This window comes from Bradyrhizobium sp. 190 (assembly GCF_023073415.1).
Classification (GTDB): domain Bacteria; phylum Pseudomonadota; class Alphaproteobacteria; order Rhizobiales; family Xanthobacteraceae; genus Bradyrhizobium.
This window is the reverse complement of sequence record NZ_JADPJL010000065.1, coordinates 56082-77974: the sequence shown is the minus strand read 5'-3', so window position 1 is coordinate 77974 and position 21893 is coordinate 56082. Positions and strand designations below refer to the sequence as shown.

The 21893-nt window shown below is 62.5% G+C and carries 20 protein-coding genes; 7 read left to right on the top strand and 13 right to left on the bottom strand.

Annotated elements, in window-relative coordinates; translation table 11 throughout:
* The first annotated feature begins 13 nt into the window (after positions 1-13).
* The gene (locus IVB22_RS32195) at positions 14-1081 is read left to right on the top strand and encodes a GGDEF domain-containing protein (protein ID WP_247521190.1); all 1068 of its coding nucleotides are present in this window, start codon (positions 14-16) and stop codon (positions 1079-1081) included.
* Here the strand turns inward: IVB22_RS32195 and IVB22_RS32190 are convergent.
* The 10 genes from IVB22_RS32190 to IVB22_RS32145 form a co-directional block, all read right to left on the bottom strand.
* The gene (locus tag IVB22_RS32190; protein ID WP_247521189.1) at positions 1078-1488 is read right to left on the bottom strand and encodes a TfoX/Sxy family protein; all 411 of its coding nucleotides are present in this window, start codon (positions 1486-1488) and stop codon (positions 1078-1080) included. The two genes, IVB22_RS32195 and IVB22_RS32190, sit on opposite strands and share 4 nt — an antisense overlap.
* A 26-nt stretch (positions 1489-1514) precedes the next feature.
* Positions 1515-1904 carry an iron-sulfur cluster assembly accessory protein gene (locus IVB22_RS32185; protein WP_214491417.1) on the bottom strand — a complete coding sequence of 130 codons (390 nt, stop codon included), beginning with the start codon at positions 1902-1904 and terminating at the stop codon, positions 1515-1517.
* A 129-nt stretch (positions 1905-2033) separates the two neighbouring features.
* Entirely contained in the window at positions 2034-2447 is a 414-nt protein-coding gene (locus tag IVB22_RS32180) for a VOC family protein (protein ID WP_247521188.1), read from the bottom strand.
* Between the two features lie 9 nt (positions 2448-2456).
* Positions 2457-2828, bottom strand: coding sequence for an SUF system Fe-S cluster assembly protein (locus IVB22_RS32175; RefSeq protein ID WP_247521187.1), 372 nt, complete (start codon positions 2826-2828; stop codon positions 2457-2459).
* Entirely contained in the window at positions 2825-4072 is a 1248-nt protein-coding gene (locus IVB22_RS32170; RefSeq protein ID WP_247521186.1) for a cysteine desulfurase, read from the bottom strand. The genes IVB22_RS32175 and IVB22_RS32170 overlap by 4 nt, the downstream gene beginning before the upstream one ends.
* On the bottom strand, positions 4069-5394 hold the full coding sequence (sufD, locus tag IVB22_RS32165; RefSeq protein ID WP_247521185.1) for a Fe-S cluster assembly protein SufD: 1326 nt from the start codon (positions 5392-5394) through the stop codon (positions 4069-4071). Before sufD ends, IVB22_RS32170 begins: the two co-directional genes overlap by 4 nt.
* 11 nt (positions 5395-5405) lie before the next feature.
* Positions 5406-6158: a Fe-S cluster assembly ATPase SufC gene (gene sufC, locus IVB22_RS32160; RefSeq protein ID WP_247521184.1), complete on the bottom strand. Its 753-nt coding sequence runs from the start codon at positions 6156-6158 to the stop codon at positions 5406-5408.
* 21 nt (positions 6159-6179) lie between these two features.
* The gene (locus IVB22_RS32155) at positions 6180-6509 is read right to left on the bottom strand and encodes a hypothetical protein (protein ID WP_247521183.1); all 330 of its coding nucleotides are present in this window, start codon (positions 6507-6509) and stop codon (positions 6180-6182) included.
* Complete coding sequence (gene sufB / locus IVB22_RS32150; RefSeq protein ID WP_247521182.1) at positions 6506-7987, bottom strand: Fe-S cluster assembly protein SufB; 1482 nt, start codon at positions 7985-7987, stop codon at positions 6506-6508. The genes IVB22_RS32155 and sufB overlap by 4 nt, the downstream gene beginning before the upstream one ends.
* An 88-nt stretch (positions 7988-8075) precedes the next feature.
* A complete protein-coding gene (locus tag IVB22_RS32145) occupies positions 8076-9230 on the bottom strand; it encodes a cysteine desulfurase family protein (RefSeq protein ID WP_247521181.1) in 1155 nt (384 codons plus the stop codon).
* A 291-nt stretch (positions 9231-9521) separates the two neighbouring features.
* Here IVB22_RS32145 and IVB22_RS32140 point away from each other — a divergent pair, with 291 nt between their 5' ends.
* Positions 9522-10169: an alpha/beta hydrolase gene (locus IVB22_RS32140; RefSeq protein WP_025589847.1), complete on the top strand. Its 648-nt coding sequence runs from the start codon at positions 9522-9524 to the stop codon at positions 10167-10169.
* A 124-nt stretch (positions 10170-10293) separates the two neighbouring features.
* Here IVB22_RS32140 and IVB22_RS32135 read toward each other — a convergent pair whose 3' ends face one another.
* Entirely contained in the window at positions 10294-10971 is a 678-nt protein-coding gene (locus IVB22_RS32135; protein ID WP_247521180.1) for a glutathione S-transferase family protein, read from the bottom strand.
* A 156-nt stretch (positions 10972-11127) separates the two neighbouring features.
* Entirely contained in the window at positions 11128-12228 is a 1101-nt protein-coding gene (locus tag IVB22_RS32130; protein ID WP_247521179.1) for an anhydro-N-acetylmuramic acid kinase, read from the bottom strand.
* Positions 12229-12404: 176 nt separating this feature from the next.
* Between IVB22_RS32130 and tyrS the strand changes: the two genes are divergently transcribed.
* Both tyrS and IVB22_RS32120 read left to right on the top strand, forming a co-directional pair.
* Positions 12405-13658 carry a tyrosine--tRNA ligase gene (gene tyrS, locus IVB22_RS32125; RefSeq protein ID WP_247521178.1) on the top strand — a complete coding sequence of 418 codons (1254 nt, stop codon included), beginning with the start codon at positions 12405-12407 and terminating at the stop codon, positions 13656-13658.
* 69 nt (positions 13659-13727) lie between these two features.
* Positions 13728-14972 (top strand): MFS transporter, encoded by a 1245-nt coding sequence (locus IVB22_RS32120; protein WP_247521177.1) that lies wholly within the window; start codon positions 13728-13730, stop codon positions 14970-14972.
* On the opposite strand, the gene IVB22_RS32115 is transcribed toward IVB22_RS32120, so the two are convergent.
* A complete protein-coding gene (locus tag IVB22_RS32115) occupies positions 14969-18646 on the bottom strand; it encodes a DUF3971 domain-containing protein (RefSeq protein ID WP_247521176.1) in 3678 nt (1225 codons plus the stop codon). The two genes, IVB22_RS32120 and IVB22_RS32115, sit on opposite strands and share 4 nt — an antisense overlap.
* Before the next feature lie 216 nt (positions 18647-18862).
* Between IVB22_RS32115 and IVB22_RS32110 the strand changes: the two genes are divergently transcribed.
* The 3 genes from IVB22_RS32110 (at position 18863) to IVB22_RS32100 (ending at position 21754) form a co-directional block, all read left to right on the top strand.
* A complete protein-coding gene (locus IVB22_RS32110; protein WP_247521175.1) occupies positions 18863-19624 on the top strand; it encodes a peroxiredoxin in 762 nt (253 codons plus the stop codon).
* 111 nt (positions 19625-19735) lie between these two features.
* Positions 19736-21091 (top strand): M23 family metallopeptidase, encoded by a 1356-nt coding sequence (locus tag IVB22_RS32105; RefSeq protein ID WP_247521174.1) that lies wholly within the window; start codon positions 19736-19738, stop codon positions 21089-21091.
* 213 nt (positions 21092-21304) lie between these two features.
* On the top strand, positions 21305-21754 hold the full coding sequence (locus tag IVB22_RS32100; RefSeq protein WP_247521173.1) for an SRPBCC family protein: 450 nt from the start codon (positions 21305-21307) through the stop codon (positions 21752-21754).
* The last annotated feature ends 139 nt before the right edge of the window (positions 21755-21893 follow it).

The following is a 21893-nucleotide window of genomic DNA, read 5'->3' as shown; positions in this document are numbered from 1 at the left end:
TGGGGACGGATCAGTGGTCAAGCTGCTGGACGAACACGAACGCACTTTGGCGTTTGCCGAAGTCGCGTTGGGCCAGATCAAATCCCTCCGGCAGACCGCCGTCCCGCGCAATTACGAAATCTGGTATGTCTACGCGACCGGATACAATGCCCCCCTCAACAAGATCATCAACGAGACGCTGGCGCGTAACGGCAGACTGAGCGAGTCCGATCTCGAACAGATCTACGAAACCTATCTCTCGCACATCAAGACTTCCGACCGCATCGACAAGGTCGGCGCGCGCGTGATCGGCGAAATCGACGACGTGATGAACCTGATCACGGACGCGCTCGACATGTCGCAGAGCTATGACGCCAGGCTGAGCGGCGCCAGCGAGAAACTCCGGAATGCCAAGAACCGCGATCAGATCAAGGCGGTCGTCGATGGGCTGATGAAGTCCACCCGCGAGATGCAGGAGACCAACAAGGCGCTGGAGAACCGGCTGTCGCTGTCAAAGACCGAGATCAGCAATCTCCAGCACAGCCTCGAGGCGATCCGCGCCGAGAGCCTGACCGATCCGCTGACCGGATTGGGCAACCGCAAATATTTCGACCGCTCGATCGACTTGGCGGTTCGGGCGGCGCTGGCGAGCAGCGAGCCGTTGTCGCTTCTGATGTTCGACATCGACCATTTCAAATCGTTCAACGATTCCTACGGCCACCTCACCGGCGATCAGGTGCTGCGGCTGGTTGCGATGTCGCTGAAGCAGACCATCAAGGGCCAGGACATCACCGCCCGCTATGGCGGCGAGGAATTTGCGGTGGTGCTGCCCAACACCGGCCTGCGCCAGGCCCTGACGGTCGCCGATCATATTCGCCGCGCCGTCATGGCGAAGGAATTGAAGAAGAAGTCCACCGGCGAAATCCTCGGCCGCGTCACCATCTCGGTCGGCGTCTCCATCCTGAAACCGGACGACGATACGGAGTCATTGATCGAGCGCGCCGACGCCTGCCTCTACGCCGCCAAGCGCAACGGCCGCAACCGCGTGATCTGCGAAGTCGATCCCGAATACGCCGACGAGACCCGCAGCCAGGTCGCCTAGGCTTTGGCCTTACGCTTCGCCGGCTTCCGCTTCGGTGCTGGCCGCTTCGCCACCGCCTTGGCCGATTTGCGCACCTTCGGCCGCTTGCGCAACGCCGCGCGCTGCGCCGCGGCCAGCGCCGCCCTCGCCCAATCGGGCAGCTCTTCCGAGTCATCGAATAGCCGCGCCGGCAATTGCCAGTACGAATTCACCGTGACCGTCTTGGTCCGCGTCTGGTACTGGAATGGTGTCGATCCCTCGGCTTCAAATTGCGGGATCGTTTGTTCATCGGCGCGGAAGTAAAGCCCGGCGCGTAGCGCGAGCGCGAAATTGATGCCGTCGGCCGAGATGCCGAATCCGGAGAACATCTTGCGGATGGTGACCGGGCCAAAATCGGCAAACAGGTCGATCAGGAAATCACGGTCCATCGCTCACCGCCCCGGCGATGCGGTCGTTAGACCTTCGCCGGCGTCAGTTGCACCGACTCGCCGCAGCCGCAGGCGGAGACCTGGTTCGGATTGTTGAAGATGAACTGGGCCTGCATCTTGTCGGCCTTGTAATCCATCTCGGTGCCGAGCAGGAACAGGACCGCCTTGGGATCGACCAGGATCTTCACGCCGCGGTCCTCGACCACTTCGTCGGTCGGGCGGATCTCATGGGCATATTCCACCGTGTAGGACTGGCCGGCGCAGCCGCCGTTCTTGATCCCGACGCGAAGCCCGACGATCTCGGAATCGGCGCGCTTGGTCAGCTCCGTAATCCGCTGCGCCGCCGCTTCAGTCAGTTTCATGACCTGCGGGCGCGGCCGCGGCTTCGGCTTGGAAGACTGGACGGTGGTATCCATTGCAGTCGATCTCCCGCGTCGCATCATGGCGACGAACTATCTTGCCATTAAAATAACAACGAAATTCCCGCTGTGAAGGTCTCTCGTCATGAACTCGATCAGAACCCGTCGAAACGAACCGCAAGCATCCTAGTAAATCGCCCAAATTCCCGGTGTCGCCAGCTCCAGCAGGTGATTGTCCGGATCGCGGAAGTAGATGCTTTTTCCGCCGCGCGGCCAGTCCGTCCTGCCTTCGATCGCGATATCGTACTCACCAAGCGACTTTTCCCAGGCCGGCAGTTCGGCCGCCGCAATGGCAAAGGCCATGTGAATAGGACCACTGCCGTCATGCGGCGGAATGGTCCCGCCGGGTAGTTGGAGCGGCTCGGGTGTCGAACCGCGGACAAAGAGCAGCAACACGCTGCGGCCGCCGACATCATAGGCAAGAAATCGCGAGTCGGCCGTCAGCGGCACAAGCCCGAGCACCTTCTCGTAAAATGCGCGGGCGCGGTCGAGGTCATCAACGTAAAGCGCGGTCTCGATGACACCGGATAATTTAGGCAACGGATACCTTCACCACATATTGAGGACGAGACGCGCCTCGTCGGACATACGATCCGGCGTCCAGGCCGGATCCCACACCAGATTCACATTGACGACGCCGACACCGGGAACGCTGGCGATCGCGTTCTCCACCATGGTCGGCAGTTCGCCGGCCGCCGGACAGTTCGGCGTGGTCAGCGTCATCATAACGTCGACGCCACGGTCGTCCTTGAGGTCAACCTTGTAGATCAGGCCGAGTTCGTAGATGTCGGCCGGAATTTCGGGATCGAAGACCGTCTTCAGCGCGGCGACGATTTCGGTCCCCAGCCGCTCGGTCTCCTCGGGCGGCAGCGCCGAGATGGTTTCCATATTGGCTGATTTGACTTCGGCTGTGTCACTCATGAGAACAATTCCCGCGCCTTGATCAGCGCCTGTGCCAGATGGTCGACTTCTTCCCGGGTATTATACATTCCAAACGACGCGCGGCAGGTGGCTGTGACGTTGAACCGCTCTAAAAGCGGCATCACGCAATGGGTGCCGGCGCGCACCGCAATCCCCTGGCGGTCGATCACGGTCGCGACGTCATGGGCATGAGCGCCCTTCATCTCGAAGGAAATTACCGGTCCCTTGCCGCGCGCGGTGCCGATCAGGCGGAGCGAGTTGATTTCGCGCATCCGCTCCTGGGCGTAATTCAAAAGATCGTGCTCGTGGGCGGCAATGCGATCCTTGCCGATCGAATTGACGTAATCAATCGCAGCGCCCAGCCCGATCGCCTCGACGATCGGCGGCGTGCCGGCCTCGAACTTGTGCGGCGGGTCGCCATAGGTGACCCAATCCTTTGCCACCTCGCGGATCATCTCGCCGCCGCCGTTATAGGGCCGCATCGCCACCAGGTGCTCATGCTTGGCATAGAGCGCGCCAATGCCGGTCGGACCATAGATCTTGTGGCCGGTGAAGGCATAGAAATCGCAATCGAGGTCCTGTACGTCGATCGGCAGATGCACCGCGCCTTGCGCGCCATCGACCAGCACCGGAATGCCGCGGTCATGGGCGAGCTTCACGACTTCCTTGACCGGGACGAAGGTGCCGAGCGCGTTCGACATCTGGGTGACGGCGACGAGCTTGGTGCGCGACGTCAGCAGCTTCTCAAATTCCTCGATCAGGAAATTGCCGTCGTCGTCGACCGGCGCCCATTTGATCACCGCGCCATGGCGCTCGCGCAGGAAATGCCAGGGCACGATATTGGAGTGGTGCTCCATGATCGAGAGCACGATCTCGTCGCCCGGTTTGATGTTGGGCTCGCCCCAGGACGATGCCACGAGGTTGATGGCCTCGGTGACATTGCGGGTGAAGATGATTTCTTCACTGCGCGCCGCATTGATAAATTTCGCCACCTTGGCGCGGGCGCCCTCGTAGGCCTCGGTCGCGGCATTGGCGAGGTAATGCAGGCCACGATGCACGTTGGCGTATTCGCTCTTGTAGGCTTCCGTCATGCGGTCGAGCACCGCATTCGGCTTTTGCGCCGAGGCGGCGTTGTCGAGATAGACCAGCGGTTTGCCATAAACCTTCATCGCCAGCGCGGGGAAATCTTCCCGCACGCGGGCGACGTCATATGCACCGTTGGAAACCGCCGGATGCATTGTCATCCCCTTGCCTCCAGCCAACGTTGCGCGGCTGCAATCGCGAGTTCGCGCAGATCATCGTTGACGATCGATTCAATGGCCTCGCCCACGAAGGCCTGGATCAGCAGCGCCTGGGCTTCCTTTTCGGAAAGGCCGCGGGCGCGCAGATAGAACAGCAGGCTCTCATCGAGCGCGCCCGTGGTGGCGCCATGGCCGCAGGTAACGTCGTCGGCAAAGATTTCGAGTTCCGGCTTGTTGTCGGCCTCGGCCTCGTCGGACAGCAACAGCGCCCGCGTCATCATCTTGGCGTCGGTCTTCTGCGCTTGGGGGCGCACGATGATGCGGCCCTGGAACACCGAATGGGCGCGGTCGTCGGCGACGGCGCGGAACACCTCGCGGCTGGCGCAATGCGGCACCGCGTGGTCCATGAACAGCGTCGTGTCGGCGTGCTGGCGGCCATTGAGCAGATTGACGCCGTTGGTCTCGACCCGGGAGCCCTCGCCGGCGAAGGCAATGGTGGCCTGATAGCGGCTGACGGCCGCGCCCGAGGTCATGCCAAAGGTGTTGAAATGCGCATGCGCGCCCAACGTGATGACGGCGGAGGAGATGTTGAAGGCCTCACGGCCGTCCTCGACCAGCCGGACATGGTCGAGCCGCGAGTTGTCGCCGATCGCTACGACCAGCGAGTCGTGGGCTTGATAGGTCTTCGCGCCATCGGCTGCGATGTAGCTTTCGACCAGCGTCACGCCGGCATCCTTGCCGAGCCGCAGCAGCGAGCGGGTGAACATCGCCGTGGGAGTGGTACCCGTCGCGACATGAATGATTTGCAACGGCTGCGTCAGCACGATGCCATTGGCGATCTGGATCACCACGCCGTCGGTCATCATCGCACTGTTGAGCGCGACCATCGGATTGGCGCTGTCGAGCGAAAACAATTGGGCCTGCAGGGCGGCTTCGCCGGATTCCAGAACGCCGCGCAGGGTACCGACGGCAACGCCCTTCTCCAGCCCGTCCAGTTCGGAAAGTTTTGGCGCGAACACGCCGTCCACCAGCACCAGCCGGCGCACGCCCTTGATCGCCTGCAGCTTCACGGCCGTTGCAGCCCGCTTCAGCGCAGCGGCGTCCGGTGTGGGCGCCAGCGGCAGCACTTCGCGCATCAGCGCGCGCAGATCGGTGTATTTCCAGTCCTCGATCCGCCGGTGCGGCAGGCCCGCACGGTCATAGGCCTCGAAAGCGGCGCTTCGCGCCTCGGCGACCCTGCCTGTGCCCGGCAGCCGGTCGCGCGCGATGGCGAAGCTGTCGCTCAGCGCGCGTCCCGTCTCGTTCTTTGCCAAAGCTAAATTCATCACGATACCTGTCAGGCTGCGTCTTCGAACTGCGCGTAGCCGGAAGCCTCGAGCTCCAGCGCCAGATCCTTGCCGCCGCTTTTCACGACCCGGCCCTTCGACATCACATGCACGAAGTCAGGCACGATGTAGTTGAGGAGCCGCTGATAGTGCGTGATCACGACCATCGCACGGTCAGGCGAACGCAACGCATTGACGCCGTCGGCCGCGACACGGAGCGCGTCGATATCGAGGCCGGAATCCATTTCGTCGAGGATGCAGACGGCAGGCTCGAACAGCGCCATCTGCAAGATCTCGTTGCGCTTCTTCTCGCCGCCGGAAAAGCCGACATTGACGCCGCGCTTGAGCATGTCGCGCGGAATATTCAGACTGGCCGCGGCTGCATAGGCCTTTTTCAGAAACTCCGGCGTCGTGAGCTGGCTCTCTCCGCGCGCCTTGCGCTGCGCATTCAGCGCTACATGCAGGAAATTCATGGTGGCGACGCCGGGGATTTCGACCGGATACTGGAACGCCAGGAACACACCTTTGGCGGCGCGTTCGTCCGGCGACATCTCCAGCACGTCTTCACCCCTGAACAGGATTTCGCCGCCAGTGACTTCATAGCCCGGCTTGCCGGCGATGACATGGCTCAGCGTCGATTTGCCGGAGCCGTTCGGCCCCATGATCGCGTGCACCTCGCCTTTGTTCACGGTGAGCGAAAGCCCGTGGAGAATCTCACGCTCCTCGACGCGGACCTTCAGATCTTTGACTTCGAGTAATGGCATAGCTTTCCCTTGTCGAATTCGTTAGTGGCGCTTCCGGATCGGGCGCTCATACGCAACGATCGTGACGCCCGGATACGCGATTTCCAGACTTGCGATCTCGTCAATCTTGGCCGCATCGAGCTCCGCGGCGGCGATCAAATTGCAAAGTCCCTTGCCGGCAGCCGCGTGGCAGTTCGCTCGATAGGCCATCAAGTAAACGCCCAGCCTGTCGGCGGTGGCCTCAAGGCGGCGCGCTTGCGCGGCGCTTGGCCGGAACCACTCCGAACTGTCGAGCTGCGACAGACTGCTTTCATCGATCTCGTTCAAGACCGGCAGCAGAGCGCGCGTCTCGCGGACATCCCCGGTGATCATCCCACGCTGCCTTCCAGCGAGATCGAGATCAGCTTCTGCGCCTCAACCGCGAATTCCATCGGCAGTTGCTGCAGCACGTCCTTCACGAAACCATTAACGACGAGGCCGACGGCCTCTTCCTGCGACAGCCCGCGCTGCACACAATAGAACAGCACGTCCTCGGAAATCTTCGACGTGGTCGCTTCGTGTTCGAACAGGGCGGAAGAATTCTTCGCCTCGATGTAGGGCACCGTGTGCGCGCCGCATTTGTCGCCGATCAGGAGCGAGTCGCAGGCGGTAAAGTTACGCGCGCCGGTGGCTTTCCGATGCGCGGTGACGAGACCGCGATAGGTGTTCTGCGAGACGCCCGCAGCGATACCCTTGGAGATGATCCGGCTCGTCGTGTTCTTGCCGAGATGGATCATCTTGGTGCCAGAGTCGACCTGCTGGTGACCGTTCGAGATCGCGATCGAGTAGAACTCGCCGCGAGAATTGTCGCCACGCAGGATGCAGCTCGGATATTTCCAGGTGATCGCCGAACCGGTTTCCACCTGGGTCCAGGAGATCTTCGAATTGTTGCCGCGGCAGTCGCCACGCTTGGTGACAAAATTGTAGATGCCGCCTTTTCCTTCGGAATTGCCGGGGTACCAGTTCTGCACCGTCGAGTATTTGATCTCGGCATCGTCGAGCGTGACGAGTTCGACGACTGCGGCATGCAACTGATTCTCGTCGCGCTGCGGTGCGGTACAGCCTTCGAGGTAGCTGACGTAAGACCCCTTGTCGGCGATGATCAGCGTGCGCTCGAACTGGCCGGTGTTGCGCTCGTTGATGCGGAAATAGGTCGACAGCTCCATCGGGCAGCGCACGCCCGGCGGCACGTAGACGAACGAGCCGTCGGAGAATACCGCCGAGTTCAGCGTCGCGAAGTAATTGTCCGAGGTCGGCACGACCGAACCGAGATACTTCTTCACAAGCTCGGGATGTTCGCGGATCGCCTCCGAGATCGGCATGAAGATTACGCCGGCCGCCTTCAATTCCTTCTGGAAGGTGGTGGCGACGGAAACCGAGTCGAACACGGCGTCGACCGCGATCCTGCGCTCGCCTTCCGGCTTGACGACGCCTTCGAGCACCTCGACCTCGCGCAAGGGAATGCCGAGCTTCTCATAGGTCTTGAGGATTTCCGGATCGATCTCGTCGAGCGAGCCGATCTGCTTCTTCGGCTTCGGCGCCGAGTAGTAATAGAGATCCTGGTAGTCGATCCTGGGATAGTTGACGCGGGCCCAGGTCGGCTCGGTCATGGTCAGCCAGCGCCGATAGGCCTCCAGACGCCATTCCAGCATCCAGGCCGGCTCGTTCTTTTTCGCTGAGATGAAGCGGACGGTGTCTTCCGAGAGACCCTTGGGGGCCTTGTCGGACTCGATCAGCGTCTCAAATCCATATCGATACTGGTCGACGTCGATACGCCTGACGCGCTCGACCGTCTCTTGTAAGGCTGGCATTCCATCCTCCGCTCGCGGTTTCAAGGACCGCGGTGGAACAATTCCAAATCAGTGACGAAGCGTTCCGGCGAAACTCACTTAGAACGTTTCAAGCTGTGTTTCGTCGCCCTCTAAGTAAGGCATCAGCAAGCTTTCGCCAAGCCTCCAGGGCCAAATCAATGTCTGTCTCCGAGGTAGACCAGCCCAGACTGAGCCGCACCGCTCCCTGCGCCAGTTCCCCACCAACCCCCATGGCGGCCAAGACGTGAGACGGCTGGACCTTGCCGGACGAGCAGGCGGACCCCGAAGATACCGCAATACCGCCGAGATCGAAGCCAATCACGGCGGTTTCGGCCTTGAGGCCGGGAACGGTGAACAGGGTGGTATTTGGTAACCGCGGGGCATCGACCGAAAATACAATCATACCAGGGGTTTGCATCAACCCCTTCTCAAGCTGCTCCCGCAAAACTCGCAACCGCGCAGCGTCCCCCGCCAACGCAGCCATGGCGGAGGTAGTCGCCGCGCCGAACGCTGCAATGCCTGCGACATTCTCGGTGCCCGCCCGACGGGCCAGCTCCTGCCCGCCGCCCCGCAGCAACGGTTCGAGGCCTTGCACGTCCTCGGCCAGAACAAGCGCGCCGACGCCCTTGGGGCCGCCGATCTTGTGCGCAGAAAGCGTGACCAGATCGGTCCTCATCGATTTGATATCAAATGGTATTTTTCCCAGCGCCTGGATCGCATCGACATGCAGCAGCCCGCCTGCTTCACGCACGATGTCAGCGACTTCGCCGACCGGTTGAAGCGCTCCGGTCTCGTTATTGGCCAGCATGACCGAGACAAGCGCCGGCTGCCCATCGGCAAGAAGCCTCCGCAGATGGTCGATGTCGATCAGGCCGGATCCGGTGACCTGGATGGTCCCGATCGCCTCCGGCGGGAAACGCCCCCCGGACAGCACCGACGTATGTTCGATGGCCGAGACCAATAGCCGACGAACCGGCTCGCCCGCGCCCCGGCGCAGTCCCGGCGTTAGCGCCAGCGCATTCGCCTCCGTGCCGCCGGACGTAAACACCACATCCTGCGACCGGGCGCCGACAGCCGCGGCGATGGCAGCGCGTGCATCCTCGACCAGCCGACGCGCCTGCCGGCCTTCGGCATGAACCGAGGACGGATTGCCGGCCATGTCCCAGGCGACCGTCATCGCCTGCCTGGCCTCTGGGCGAAGCGGCGTCGTAGCATTCCAGTCGAGATAGACCCGGTCAGGCATGTCCGTACGATATTACCTATAATGGCAAGCGGCTTCCGCAAGGCTCGGCCTCGCGGCTGTGCAAGTTGCCTTATGGCAACTGGGGATCGCGCCGTCTCTTACAATCGCAGTCTAACGCCTTGAACTGCCTTCGAGATGTTCAAGATGCTTGCTTTTTGCCCCTCGCCTCATGCTAGAACGCCGCCACCAGTTTCACGGGAGCGCCGTTTGCGCACCACCCAACGACGCCTGATCGCATTTCTTCTCCAATGGATCACGGCCGTTGCCAAGGACCACTTCCAAGGATCATGAATGCCTGAAGTTATTTTCACCGGTCCCGCGGGCCGCCTCGAAGGCCGTTACCATCCGGCCAAGCAGAAGAACGCGCCGATCGCGATGATCCTGCATCCACATCCGCAGTTTCACGGCACGATGAATCACCAGATCGTCTACCAGTGCTACTACGCGTTTGCGCATCGCGGCTTCTCGGTGTTGCGATTCAATTTTCGCGGCGTCGGCCGCAGCCAGGGTTCGTTCGATCACGGCACCGGCGAATTGTCGGATGCGGCCTCCGCGCTGGACTGGGCGCAGACCATCAACCCCGAAGCGCGCGCCTGCTGGGTCGCCGGCTTCTCGTTCGGCGCCTGGATCGGCATGCAGCTTTTGATGCGCCGGCCCGAGGTCGAAGGCTTCATCTCGATCGCGCCGCCGGCCAATCTCTATGACTTCTCCTTCCTCGCACCCTGCCCGTCCTCGGGCCTGATTGTACACGGCGAGAAGGATGCGGTGGTACCGCCGAAGGACGTCAACACGCTGGTCGAGAAACTGAAGACCCAAAAGGGCATCGTGATCGACCAGCAGATCATCCCGGGCGCCAACCACTTTTTCGACGGCAAGCTGGAGCCGCTGATGGAGACAGTGACCGGCTATCTCGACATGCGGCTCGCCAACGTCCGCTGACGTCAATTTGAGACGCGTAGACGCGTAGCCCGGATGGAGCGCAGCGAAATCCGGGGCCGCTGCCAGTGGTGACGACTCCCGGATTGCGCTGCGCTCCATCCGGGCTACAGCAACACGGCGCTACCTAAGCCGCCAGTTTCAACATATGCGCGTCGTGACGCATCAGGAACGCGTGCAGCAGTTGCGGGTAGTCAGGTCCGACCGCCCTGCGCACGCTCGGCCGCTGCGCAAGTTCCTTCCGCCACGCGCGGACCTTCGGCGTATCGGCAAAGACCGAAAGATCGGTCAACTGATCGAACACATCAAAATAGCGGAAGATCGGCGCGAACACCGCGTCCACCAGGCTGAAATCCTTGCCGGCAAAGAACGGTCCCGCGCCGAGCGTTTTCTCGACCTGCGCAAACTTCGCGGCTACTGCCTTCCGCTTGATTTCAAAGACCGCGGGATCACCCGTCGTCTCCAGGCCCCAGAGCTCGCTCAGAATGGTGGAGCCGAACTCCATCCAGGCGCGATGGCGCGCACGCTCAAGCGGATCCTGCGGATGCAGTTTCGCGCCTCCTTGCGTCTCCTCGATGTACTCGCAGATGACGTTGCTCTCGAACAGCGCCACTTCGCCGTCTCCGGTCTCGACCAGCAGCACCGGCACCTTGCCGAGCGGCGAAATCTTCAGAAACCAGTCCGGCTTGTTGGCGAGATCGATATCGATCCGCTCGAACGGAACGCCCTTTTCGGCGAGCGCGATCACCGCGCGCTGCACATAGGGGCAAAGCTTGTGGCTGATCAGTTTCAGGGCAGCGGCCATGGCAATCCTCTGATTAATGCACGTGCATCCATCTAGATGCACGTGCATTAACTTGTCAATCGACCGCCGGCGCTGGCCGAACAACAAAGCGTGTGCACGTTTGGTGCGCTTTGATCGGCTCCAATTCTGTGAGGACGTTGAGGAGACGCTTGAGCGTCACGGTCGCGCGATGATGCCCCCGGTCATCGGGAATGGCACCCCCGTGGTGGCGGGGTAGCTCAGTGGCAGGCCTTTCAGGCCGCGCGCGGCCAGGAATCCGAAGGCCTGCGCCTCGATGGCGTCGGACGCCCAGCCCAGCGTGTCCGCTGCCCGGACGGTCGCTGGCGCCAGACACTCTCGCAGCATCCGCAGCATGGTCAGGTTGCGCGCGCCGCCGCCGGCCACGATCCAGTTCTTGGGCTCCTTCGGCAGCAGCGGCACCACGCGGGCGATCGCGGCTGCGGTAAAGGCGGTCAGCGTCGCCACGCCATCCTCGGGCGGTATATCGCCGAGCTTCAACCTCTCAAAATCGTTGCGATCGAGCGATTTCGGCGGAGGCAGCGAAAAGAACGGCATCTGCAGCGCGCGGGTGATCCAGGCCGCATCAACCTTGCCCAGCGCGGCGGTGCGCCCCTCGTTATCGAAGCGCTGGTTCAGCCAGCGGAACATGTAGTCGTCGAGCAATGCGTTGCCCGGGCCGGTGTCGCAGGCGATCAGCGTGTCGCCGTCGATATAGGTGATGTTGGCAACGCCGCCGATATTGACCACGACGGTCGGCCCCTCCCAGTCCAGCGATTGGGCAAGCGCGCGGTGATAGACCGGTACAAAGGGCGCGCCCTGCCCGCCGGCTTCGACGTCGGCAGCGCGGAAATCGAACATGACCGGAACGTGGATCAGCTTGGCTAGCGCCGGCGCGTCACCGATCTGGACCGTCAACTTTTTCTCTGGCCGGTGCAGCACGGTCTGACCGTGAAAGCCGACAATGTCGATGTCGTCGAAGCGCATCCGGTGTTGCGCAGTAAAGGCGGAAACCGCCTCCGCATGCGCTGCAGTCACGACCCGCTCGGCCTCGCGCAGGCAGCCGGGCCGCGCCGCGCGATCCGGCAGGTCAGCGGCCTCGTACAGCGCCTGACGCAGCAGGCCGCGCTCCGTATCAGTATAGGGCCGGTATCCGGACGGTCCGAGGGCATTCACCCGGCGGCCGTCGGTCTCGATCAAAGCGACATCGACCCCGTCGAGCGAGGTGCCGCTCATCAGACCAAGTGCCGTCAACATCATGTTAAATCGTGCCTTTGCAACGCCCTGCTCGATCCGTCCCGCCGACGACGATCAGCTTGTGCCAAACACAGACATCTTATAATGCCACAGCGCCTGGGTTTGCGGCAGCCCGTTCCGCCATGGTTCCGCAACTCGCTACAATTACAGTGAAAATAGAATGATCAAAGCAGCCCGCCATGACCGCATTTAAATCAGATTTCCTGAACATTTTACAGGAGCGCGGCTTCATCCACCAATGCTCCGATTTCGAGGGCCTCGACGCACTTGCCGCCAAGGGCCAGGCAACCGCCTATGTCGGTTACGACTGCACGGCGCCATCGCTGCATATCGGCAACTATCTCACCATGATGATGCTGCACTGGCTGCAGCAGAGCGGCAACAAGCCGATCACCCTGATGGGCGGCGGCACCACCATGGTCGGCGACCCCTCCGGCAAGGATGAATCGCGCGCCATCCGCTCAATCGAGGAAATCGAGGCCAACAAGGCTTCGATCCGTGGCGTGTTCGCGAAGGTACTGCGCTACGGTTCCGGCCCGAGCGATGCCATCATGCTCGACAACGCCGAGTGGCTGACGAAACTGAACTGGATCGAGATGCTGCGCGACATCGGCCGGCATTTCTCCGTCAACCGCATGCTGACGATGGACTCGGTGCGGCTCCGTCTCGAGCGCGAGCAGGAGATGAGCTTCATCGAGTTCAACTACATGGTCTGCCAGGCCTACGACTTCGTCGAACTGGCGCGGCGCACCGGATGCCGGTTGCAGATGGGCGGCTCCGATCAATGGGGCAATATCGTCAACGGCGTCGATCTCGGCCGCCGTATGGGCACGCCGCAATTGTTCGCGCTGACGACGCCGCTCTTGACGACCGCATCAGGCGCCAAGATGGGCAAGACCGCGCAGGGCGCGGTGTGGCTCAACGCCGACCAGTTCTCGCCTTACGACTTCTGGCAATACTGGCGCAACGTCGAAGACGCCGACGTCGTCAAGTTTCTAAAGCTGTTCACGATCCTGCCGATGGGCGAAATCGAAAAGCTCGCGGCGTTGCAGGGCGGCGAGATCAACGAAGCCAAGAAGGTGCTGGCGACGGAGGCGACCGCGCTGTTGCACGGCCGCGAGGCCGCCAACACCGCCGCCGAAACCGCCCGGCAGACTTTCGAGCAGGGCGCGATCGCGGAGAGCCTGCCCACCGTGGAAGTTTCGCGGGGCGAGCTCGAAGCCGGCGCCGGCGTGCTGGGACTGTTTGTGAAGGCGGGCCTCGTGGCCTCGAACGGCGAGGCGCGGCGCCAGATCAAGGGCGGCGGCTTGCGCGTCAACGATGCCGCCGTGACCGACGAGAAGATGGTGCTGACACCGTCCAACCTCACGCCGGAAGGCGTCATCAAGCTTTCCATGGGGAAGAAAAAGCACGTCCTGCTGAAACCCGCCTGATCGGGTCTGCATAGGCGCATTCGCTTTTGATGCTTGCGGGGAGCTGCGGAAACGCGCTCCCTGCGTCCGATGGACAAGACGCCAGAGAGAGATGCGTTAGCCAAGCCGCTCAAGCCGGAGCGGGTTGCGCTTAACGTGCTGGCGCTCTGCTTTACGCTGGCGCTTATCGGCCGCGGCCTCGGCGAAAGCTTTACGGTCTTCCTCAAGCCGATCGCTGAGAATTTCGGCTGGGACCGCGCGGCGGTGGTCTCGGTCTATTCGCTGACCTGGCTGGCGGGCGGGCTGACGGCACCCGTGGTTGGCCGGCTGTTCGACCGCTACGGCCCCCGCACCGTCTATTCGCTGGGACTGCTGCTGCTCGGCGGCGCGTTCCTGGTGGCGTCGCAGGCGCAGGCGCTGTGGCAATTCCAGCTGAGCGTCGGGCTCGCCGTCGGGATCGGCATCGCCTTCATCGGCAACGTGCCGAATTCGATCCTGCTCGGCCGCTGGTTCGGCCCACGCCTGCCGACGGCGATGGCAGTGGTCTATTCCGCGGCCGGCGCGGGCGTATTGGTCCTGCTGCCGGCGTCGCAGGTTCTGATCGATCATGTGGGCTGGCGCGGCGCCTACCAGACTTTCGGCATCACAGCGCTGTGCCTGTTGGCGCCGTTGCTGCTGCTGCCGTGGCGGCTGTTCTCCACGGGCTCGCCACACATCGCCAGAAAATCCGATCCCGGTTTCGTCGACGCGGGCTGGACGCTGGCAAGCGCCATGCGCCACCACGCATTCTGGGCGCTGTTTGCCACCTTCTTCTTCACGGCGGTGGGGATGTATGCGCTTGCCGCACAGATCGTCGCCTATCTGATCGACGCCGGCTTCCCGCCTCTGCAGGCGGCGACCGCCTGGGGCTTTTCCGGCGTCGCGTTGCTGTTTGGCATGCTAGGGGTGACCCAGCTCGACAGCATCATCGGACGCCGGCCATCGGTGCTGTTCAGCTATGCCATCTCGATCATCGGCATCATCCTGCTGTGGCTGCTGCAATGGTATCCGAACTTCTGGCTGCTCGCGGCTTTCGTCGTCACCTTCGGCAGCATGATCGGTTCACGCGGGCCGCTATTGACGGCGACCGCGATGAAGATCTTTCGCGGCGAACGGGTCGGCACGATCTTCGGCACGATTTCGATCGGCAGCGGTCTTGGCTCCGGGCTCGGCGCATGGGCCGGCGGCCTGATCCATGACTGGACCCACAGCTACGATCCCGTGATCGCGTTCGCGCTGGTGGCAGTGGTGCTTGGGATGATTCCGTTCCTGGTCGTGCCGGCGCTGCGACGCTAGTTATTCGGCGGCAATTCGATCGGGTTGTTCTGCTTGCCGGTGTTGAACTCCATGATCTTTCGCGTCACGCCGGGAAAGATCGCCGAAATCGGATTGACGCGCAGCACGGGCTGGCCCGGCGTACCCACGACCTCATAAGTCACGCCGATCAGGCCTTCATTGTTGCCGTTGCCGAGGAACAGGCCGAGCACCGGAATCTGGCCGAACATGTTGTTCAGACCGTACATCGGAACGAAGGTGCCGCTCATCCGGACCTGATTGGCGACGGTATCGATGCTGCCTTCGATGGTCGCCCCGACCATCGGTCCTTTCACGACACCATCGCGGATCGCGAGCTGTCCATTCTGCCGCGTGAACTCGGCCCGCAATGCCGAAAAGGATACGCCGTTCTGAGTGCCGGTTGAGCCGCCAGCAGCCACACGGTCGAGCGAAGCCTCGCCCTTGATGGAGAAATCGCGGACGTTGATCAGGCCTTCCTTGGCGCTGGGTTCGACCGTCGGTGGCTCCAGCGCAAGAGAAAGTTGGCCGCCAATGATCTTGGAGTACATGTCGGTGAAGCGGAAGAAGGCCCCCGCATCGTTGGTCTGCAGGATGATGATGTCCCGGCCTTGTCCCTGAGCGCGGCCGCGCAGATCGGCCGTCACGGGCGTGTCGCGTCCTACCTTGCCGGAGAGCGTGAAGCTTTTCACGACACCGTTCCGACGGGAGAACTTGCTATCGACGCTGCGCAACGCCTCGCCGTTGAATCCCGCCACCGCGCCGAGCTTGAGGTCGATGTCGAGGTCGATATTCCGGGACTTGTTCTTGGGATCGGCCTCCTTGCCTGTTATCGCCGACTTGAGGAAGCCACGACCGTCGAACACGTCGCCGCGCATCATGACCTTCACGACGCCATCGGCGCCGCGTTCGGCTTTCAGCGAGGTCTTGTCGCCGTCCGACGGCGCGTAGTTCGGGAAGTTCGCATTCAACAGATCGCCGTTCTGGTCGACTTCCAGCGCTCCCTTGATCGAGACGCCGCCGCCTTCGACCACGATGTCCTGGAACAGCGTCGATTGTTCCTTCTTCACCACATTGAACGTCGCCTTGCCCGACTTGCCGGGCACCTTGACCCAGCCCGGCAGGATGTTGTCGAGCCGCAGCGAGGTCAGATCGGCTTCGATACCGACGCGGCTGTCGTTCTCGCCGATCTTGCCGATCACCTTGATCGGAATGGAGCCGCTGACGGCGGGTCCGAGATCGATCCCGAGGCGTTGACGGCTGGCGTCATCGAGCGTTGCCTGCAGCCTGATGTCAGCGTCGCCTTCGTTCGCCTTGCGATAATCCAGCGAGGCCGGCTGACCGTTGATCTTGACGTCGCCCTTGACCTGGTAGCCGGCGTTGTTGGCGACCAGCTTCAGCGTATTGGATTCCAGTTTCTGGTTCATCACGAGCTTGTCGGCAGCAAACCCGGCCAGATCAGCCGTGACGCTGTAGGTGGTGTCGGCCTTGGTCAGCGAGCCCTTGACCGGCATGCCGAGCGTGATGATGGCGGCGACCGTCCCCTTGCTGGCGTTCGGATCGATCAGGGTGCCGGAGAGATCGCTGATGCGGTCGGAAGCGAGAATCTCCGCAGCGGCCGGCACCGGAGCATCGACCCTGAACTTCACCCGCGAGGGCGACGGCTTCGGCGCCATGTCCGGCACCTCGAAGATGAAATCGGAAATGTTGATCTTGCGACCGGCCGGCGTATCGGCAATGCCCTGCCCGATGGTCACTGTCGCGGTTCGCCCGGTAACCCGCGCTTTCAGATCCGCATCGCGAACCGAAGGCATTTCGTCGACCGGACGCACCATGACTCCCGAAGCAACGATGTTGACGGCGAGACCATCTTCCGGAATCGGCGGCCCCTTGCGCGACAAATTACGCACCGGCGAATTGACGCCCACTTCGATGCGCTGAAGCGTACCCTTTTCGATCCGCTCGATCACCCATTCGCGCACTTCGGGCACGATCAGGATCGGCCACATCCGCTTCAGCGCGGATGCCGACATCGGCGTGCCCGCGAAACCAAGCTGCAGACGCGCCTCGTTCGCATAGTCGATGCTGCCGGTGCCGGCGATACCGATCTCGCCATTGCTGATATCGGCCTGCGTGAGCAGCACGCGCTTCCGGTCGGTGTCGAACTTCATCCCGATCGCGATGCGGTTGAAGATCAGCGGCGGTTCATTGTCGGTGCCGGCCAGCAGGATCGTGCCGCCGCTAAGGCCCGCCTGCCATTCGGTGGTGGCGCCGTTCGGCGGTTCGAGATGGCCCAGCAACGTAATCCGGTTCGCGCCGGAAACGACCTTGAAGGGCGCGACCAGCACGCGCCGTCCGGAATCCCATTCGACGCTCATCTCCGCCGAATCGATCGGCATCGGATAATCGGGCGTATCGCTGTCGATGAGGTTCCCGGCCCCGGCGATGACCTTGCCACGCAAATAGGTCGGCACGCCATCGCGCCCCAGTTCACCCTTCAGCTCACCGGAGAGCGGCAATTCCGCGCTGTAGGTCAGGTCCTTGACCCGCATCGCCAGCAGGATGTTGGCGGCCGGCACCTTGTCGGCGCGAAGATCAACCGACCGCACGCCGTTCTGCTGCGGCCCGACCACGACCTTGAGCGACCATGGGCGGGCGCCCTCCTCGCCAAGGCTCACCGCGACTCCGCCGCCGCTCGGCCGGCGCATGCTGAGGCTGATATTGTCGAACGTCCATTTGTTGCCGCGCTGCTGGTCGTCGACGACGAGATTGCCGTTCTTGAGGCCGATCTCGTTCAGATTCTGACCGTCGAGGCCGCTGAGGCTGAGGCTGTCGAGCCAGTCCAAGCTGGCCAGCAATCCGTTCTGCGTGGTGTCGGGAGCCGTCGCAACAGCGCCTTGCGCGGGTGCAGGCGCCGGGCGAGGAAATGTCGGCGCCATGCCGGCATCGCGCTTGGAGGCGACGCCCGTCGCCAGCGGCTTTGCGGTGTCGCCGGCGGACACCGTCACCTGGCCGTCCGGCGTGATTCGCACCGCGAGTTCGGCGTCGACGAGATTCAGGCTTTCAGCGCGCAGCCGTCCCATCAGAAGCGCCGTGCCGGATAGTTTCACCTCGGCCTTCGGCGCAGTGGCGACGATGACCTGGTCCCGGTCGCGCACCACGATATCGCGGATGCGCACCGCGATTCGAATTCGCCCGGCCCGCTCGATCTGCGTGCCGCCGACCGCAACCGTATTGCCGTGACCGATATTTTCCTCGATGGCGGCTGCGAGCCAAGGCGTCGCCATGTCGAGATTGATGGGCCCGGCGCCGAGCCGCCACCACAGCCCGCCGAAGCAGCCGGTGAAAATCACCGCCAGCACGCCGATCACAATCGCCACGCGCTTGACCCAGCGTTCGCCGGTCATCCATAGCTGCAGCGCTGCAAACTTGTCGCCCAGACGGTGAAATCTGGAATTGGAGCGGGAGAGCAGCCGCTTTGCTCGACGGCGCGTCGCCTCGTCGGGCTCCTGATCCCAGCCGCCCGCATCATCCCACTGAGAGGTGTGGGCCTCCGCACGCGGATTCGACCCCTTGGGCGAAGTATTCCTAGCCATTGCCTCTCGGTGTCGGCGCTGAGGTTGATCGCCGCCAAGGGCGCGCTCTTCGATCGTTATCGAGCGCTCCTGTGCCGGCATCGCTGCCAATCCTCGATTAATACTGTTACTCGTGGTCGGACCCAAGGGTTCATTGGGCGGACCCATCGACGAGCGGACGGGTGTAGCGTCGAATTCCTTGTAACCATACTCCGGGGTCATCAAACTTGCCCATCAGCCGGAGCGAATCCGACGGTCAAAGGCGAGACCCGCAATACCCTAATGGTTGAACTGCGGAAAGCGACGAAAGGAAGGCGTATGTCCAAGAAAACGCGCAAGAAATCCTCCAAGCCATCCCCCAAAAGCCCCAAGACGTCCGCCCGAAAACCATCCGCGGCCAAGACTGCCAGCAAGACCACCAGTAAGACCGCCAGCCGCGGTGCGATCACACCGGCCAAAAAGCCTGCCGCCAAGGTAGCCAGTAAGGCAGCCAGCAAGGCAGCCAAACCCGCCGCCAAGACGGCCAACGGCCCGTCAGCCAAAGCGTCGCATAAGCCGACATCGAAACAGTTAATAAAATCCAATCTATCGGCACCGCCCCAAGCGGCGGCCGGAACCGCACTGGTCGAGGGCGCGATGGCTCCGCCCTTTAGCCTGCCGCGCGATGGCGGCGGCAGCGTCTCGCTGGCCGACTATGCGGGCAAGAAACTGGTGCTGTTTTTCTATCCGAGGGCCGATACCCCTGGCTGCACCCGGGAAGCGATCGACTTCACGCGACTCAACGATGCGTTTGCCGATGAGGAAGCCGCGGTGCTCGGCATCTCGGCCGACACCGTAAAGGCCCAGGAATCCTTCCGCAGCAAGCATCAGCTTTCGGTTCCTCTGATCTCGGATGAGCAACATGAGATGCTGGAGGCCTATGGCGCCTGGGGCGAAAAATCGATGTACGGCAGGAACTTCATGGGAATCATTCGAACGACGGTTCTTATCGGCGCCGATGGGCGGATCGCCAAAATCTGGCGCAACGTGCGGGTCGACGGCCATGCCGACGAGGTGCTGGCCGCGGCCCGCGCCATATGACCTGGCAGGCGATTTGGAGGTTCCATTTTCCAAAAATTAACCATGAAAGGGTCAAATCGGCACGCAAATTGAGCCGTACGGAACTCCTCTCCGACCGGCGCGGGAGTGCCGATGTCGTACCGTTCCGGTCATCATTATTCAGACCACCACCATCCCCACGATCATGGCCGGACGCCGCCCCGCCGTCCCGCCTCCCATGCGGCAAAGGCCGCTGCGATAGACGGCGACGGCTACACCATCGTGCATGCCGGCAAGCAGGTCCGGCTCGGCCCTGTCGTGTTCTGGATCGTTGTCGGCACGATCGTGTTGCTCGGCATGTGGTCGGCGGCGACGGCTACCTATTTCGCGTTTCGCGACGACGTCCTGACACGGCTGATCGCCCGTCAGGCCGAAATGCAATACGCCTATGAAGACCGCATTGCGGAGCTGCGCTCCAAAGTCGATCGCACGACCAGCCGCCAGTTGCTCGATCAGGAGCAGTTCGACCAGAAGCTCGACCAGATCATGCGCCGCCAGACCGCGCTCGAATCACGTGCGACTGCGCTTGGCGCGATCCCGGATGCATCAGCCACCGGTTCGATTCGGGCTCCGGCCCGCGGCGCAGCCGTGGAGACGCCGGCTTCCGGCACCCTCAAACCCTCCCCAATCAGCGACACCGTGATCTTCGTGGCGCCGCCGGATCGCGAAGCGCGGCTGGAATCGCGTGCGCCCATCGTCGTCAAGCCGCAGCCAAATCAGTTCGCCAAGGTTCAGGGCGTCGACAACGTTCTGGTCCGCCTGCAGACCTCGCTCGATTCCGTCGAGCGGCGGCAGATGGCGGCTTTGAGCTCGGTCGAGGACGGCATGGAATCGCGCCTCCGCCGGATGCGCGGTGTGATCACCGATCTCGGCCTCGATATGGCGCAGCTCGAAGCGGCGACGCCGCGCTCGGCCATCGGCGGCCCGTTCGTGCCGGTGAAGCTTTCGGCCGATGCCGGCGCGTTCGAGCGCCAGCTCTACCGGATCAACATCACCCGCGCCCAGATGCAGCGTCTGAACGCGACGTTGGCACTGGTGCCTTACCGCAAGCCAGTCGTCGGCGAGGTCGAATTCACCTCGGGCTTCGGCGTCCGTAGCGATCCCTTCCTCGGCCGCCCTGCCATGCATACCGGCCTCGATTTCCGCGCCGCCACCGGCGATCCCGTCCGCGTCACCGCGAACGGCAAAGTCGTATCGTCGGGATGGATGGGCGGTTATGGCCGCATGGTGGAGATCGACCACGGCAACGGGTTGTCGACCCGCTACGGCCATCTCTCAGAAATTCACGTCAGGGTCGGCGATGTCGTCAGGATCGGACAGGTGATCGGCGCCGTTGGCTCCACCGGCCGCTCCACCGGTCCGCACCTGCACTACGAAACACGGATCGACGGCGATGCCGTCGACCCGCAGAAGTTTTTGCGCGCGGGCGTCAGGCTCAGCTCGGGCTAGCATCGCGCTTGTCGATCGCGCGCGGAATACTTCCCCTATTCTACCCTCGCCGTTCCACAGGTCACCCAAAGCGGAACCGGCGCGCGCCCGCGTCGGAAATTTTTTTGGCCCCATGTCGGCTCGCAGGGAGGCCAGGCGTCCTTGTGGCAGAGACTGAGCTAACCCAAGCAAATCCTGCGATATACTCCGCTCAGTAATGGAGAAAATAACGTCATGTCCCAAGGCAATACCGTTCGTTTGCACCGTGTCCTCGCCACCAAGCCGGAGAAGGTTTTTCGCGCCTTCCTTGATGCGGAAGCCATGGCCAAGTGGCTGCCGCCCTACGGATTCACCTGCAAGGTTCACCATTTCGAGGCGAAGGTTGGCGGCACATTCAGGATGTCCTTCACGAATTTCACCACGAATTCAGGCCATTCGTTCGGCGGAGAATATCTGGAAATCGTTCCGAACGAGCGTATCCGCTACACCGATCGTTTCGACGATCCCAATTTGCCCGGCGTCATTGAGGTCACTGTGAGCCTGAAGGCGGTTTCAGTTGGAACCGAGATCAACATCGAACAGACGAACTTGCCGACGGTGATTCCGGTCGAAGCCTGCTATCTCGGCTGGCAACAGTCGCTCGCCCAGCTCGCGTTGCTCGTGGAGCCGGATATTCCAGGATAGTGAGGGTCGAGGATAAGGGCACCACGCTGTGGTGCCTTATCCTCTCGTGCCCGACCTCGCCGCTGATGATGTCGCCGAACACCTCCTCCGCATCGCCGTTGTTGCCGAACGCCAATTGTGGTTGATGCACCTTGGCGTG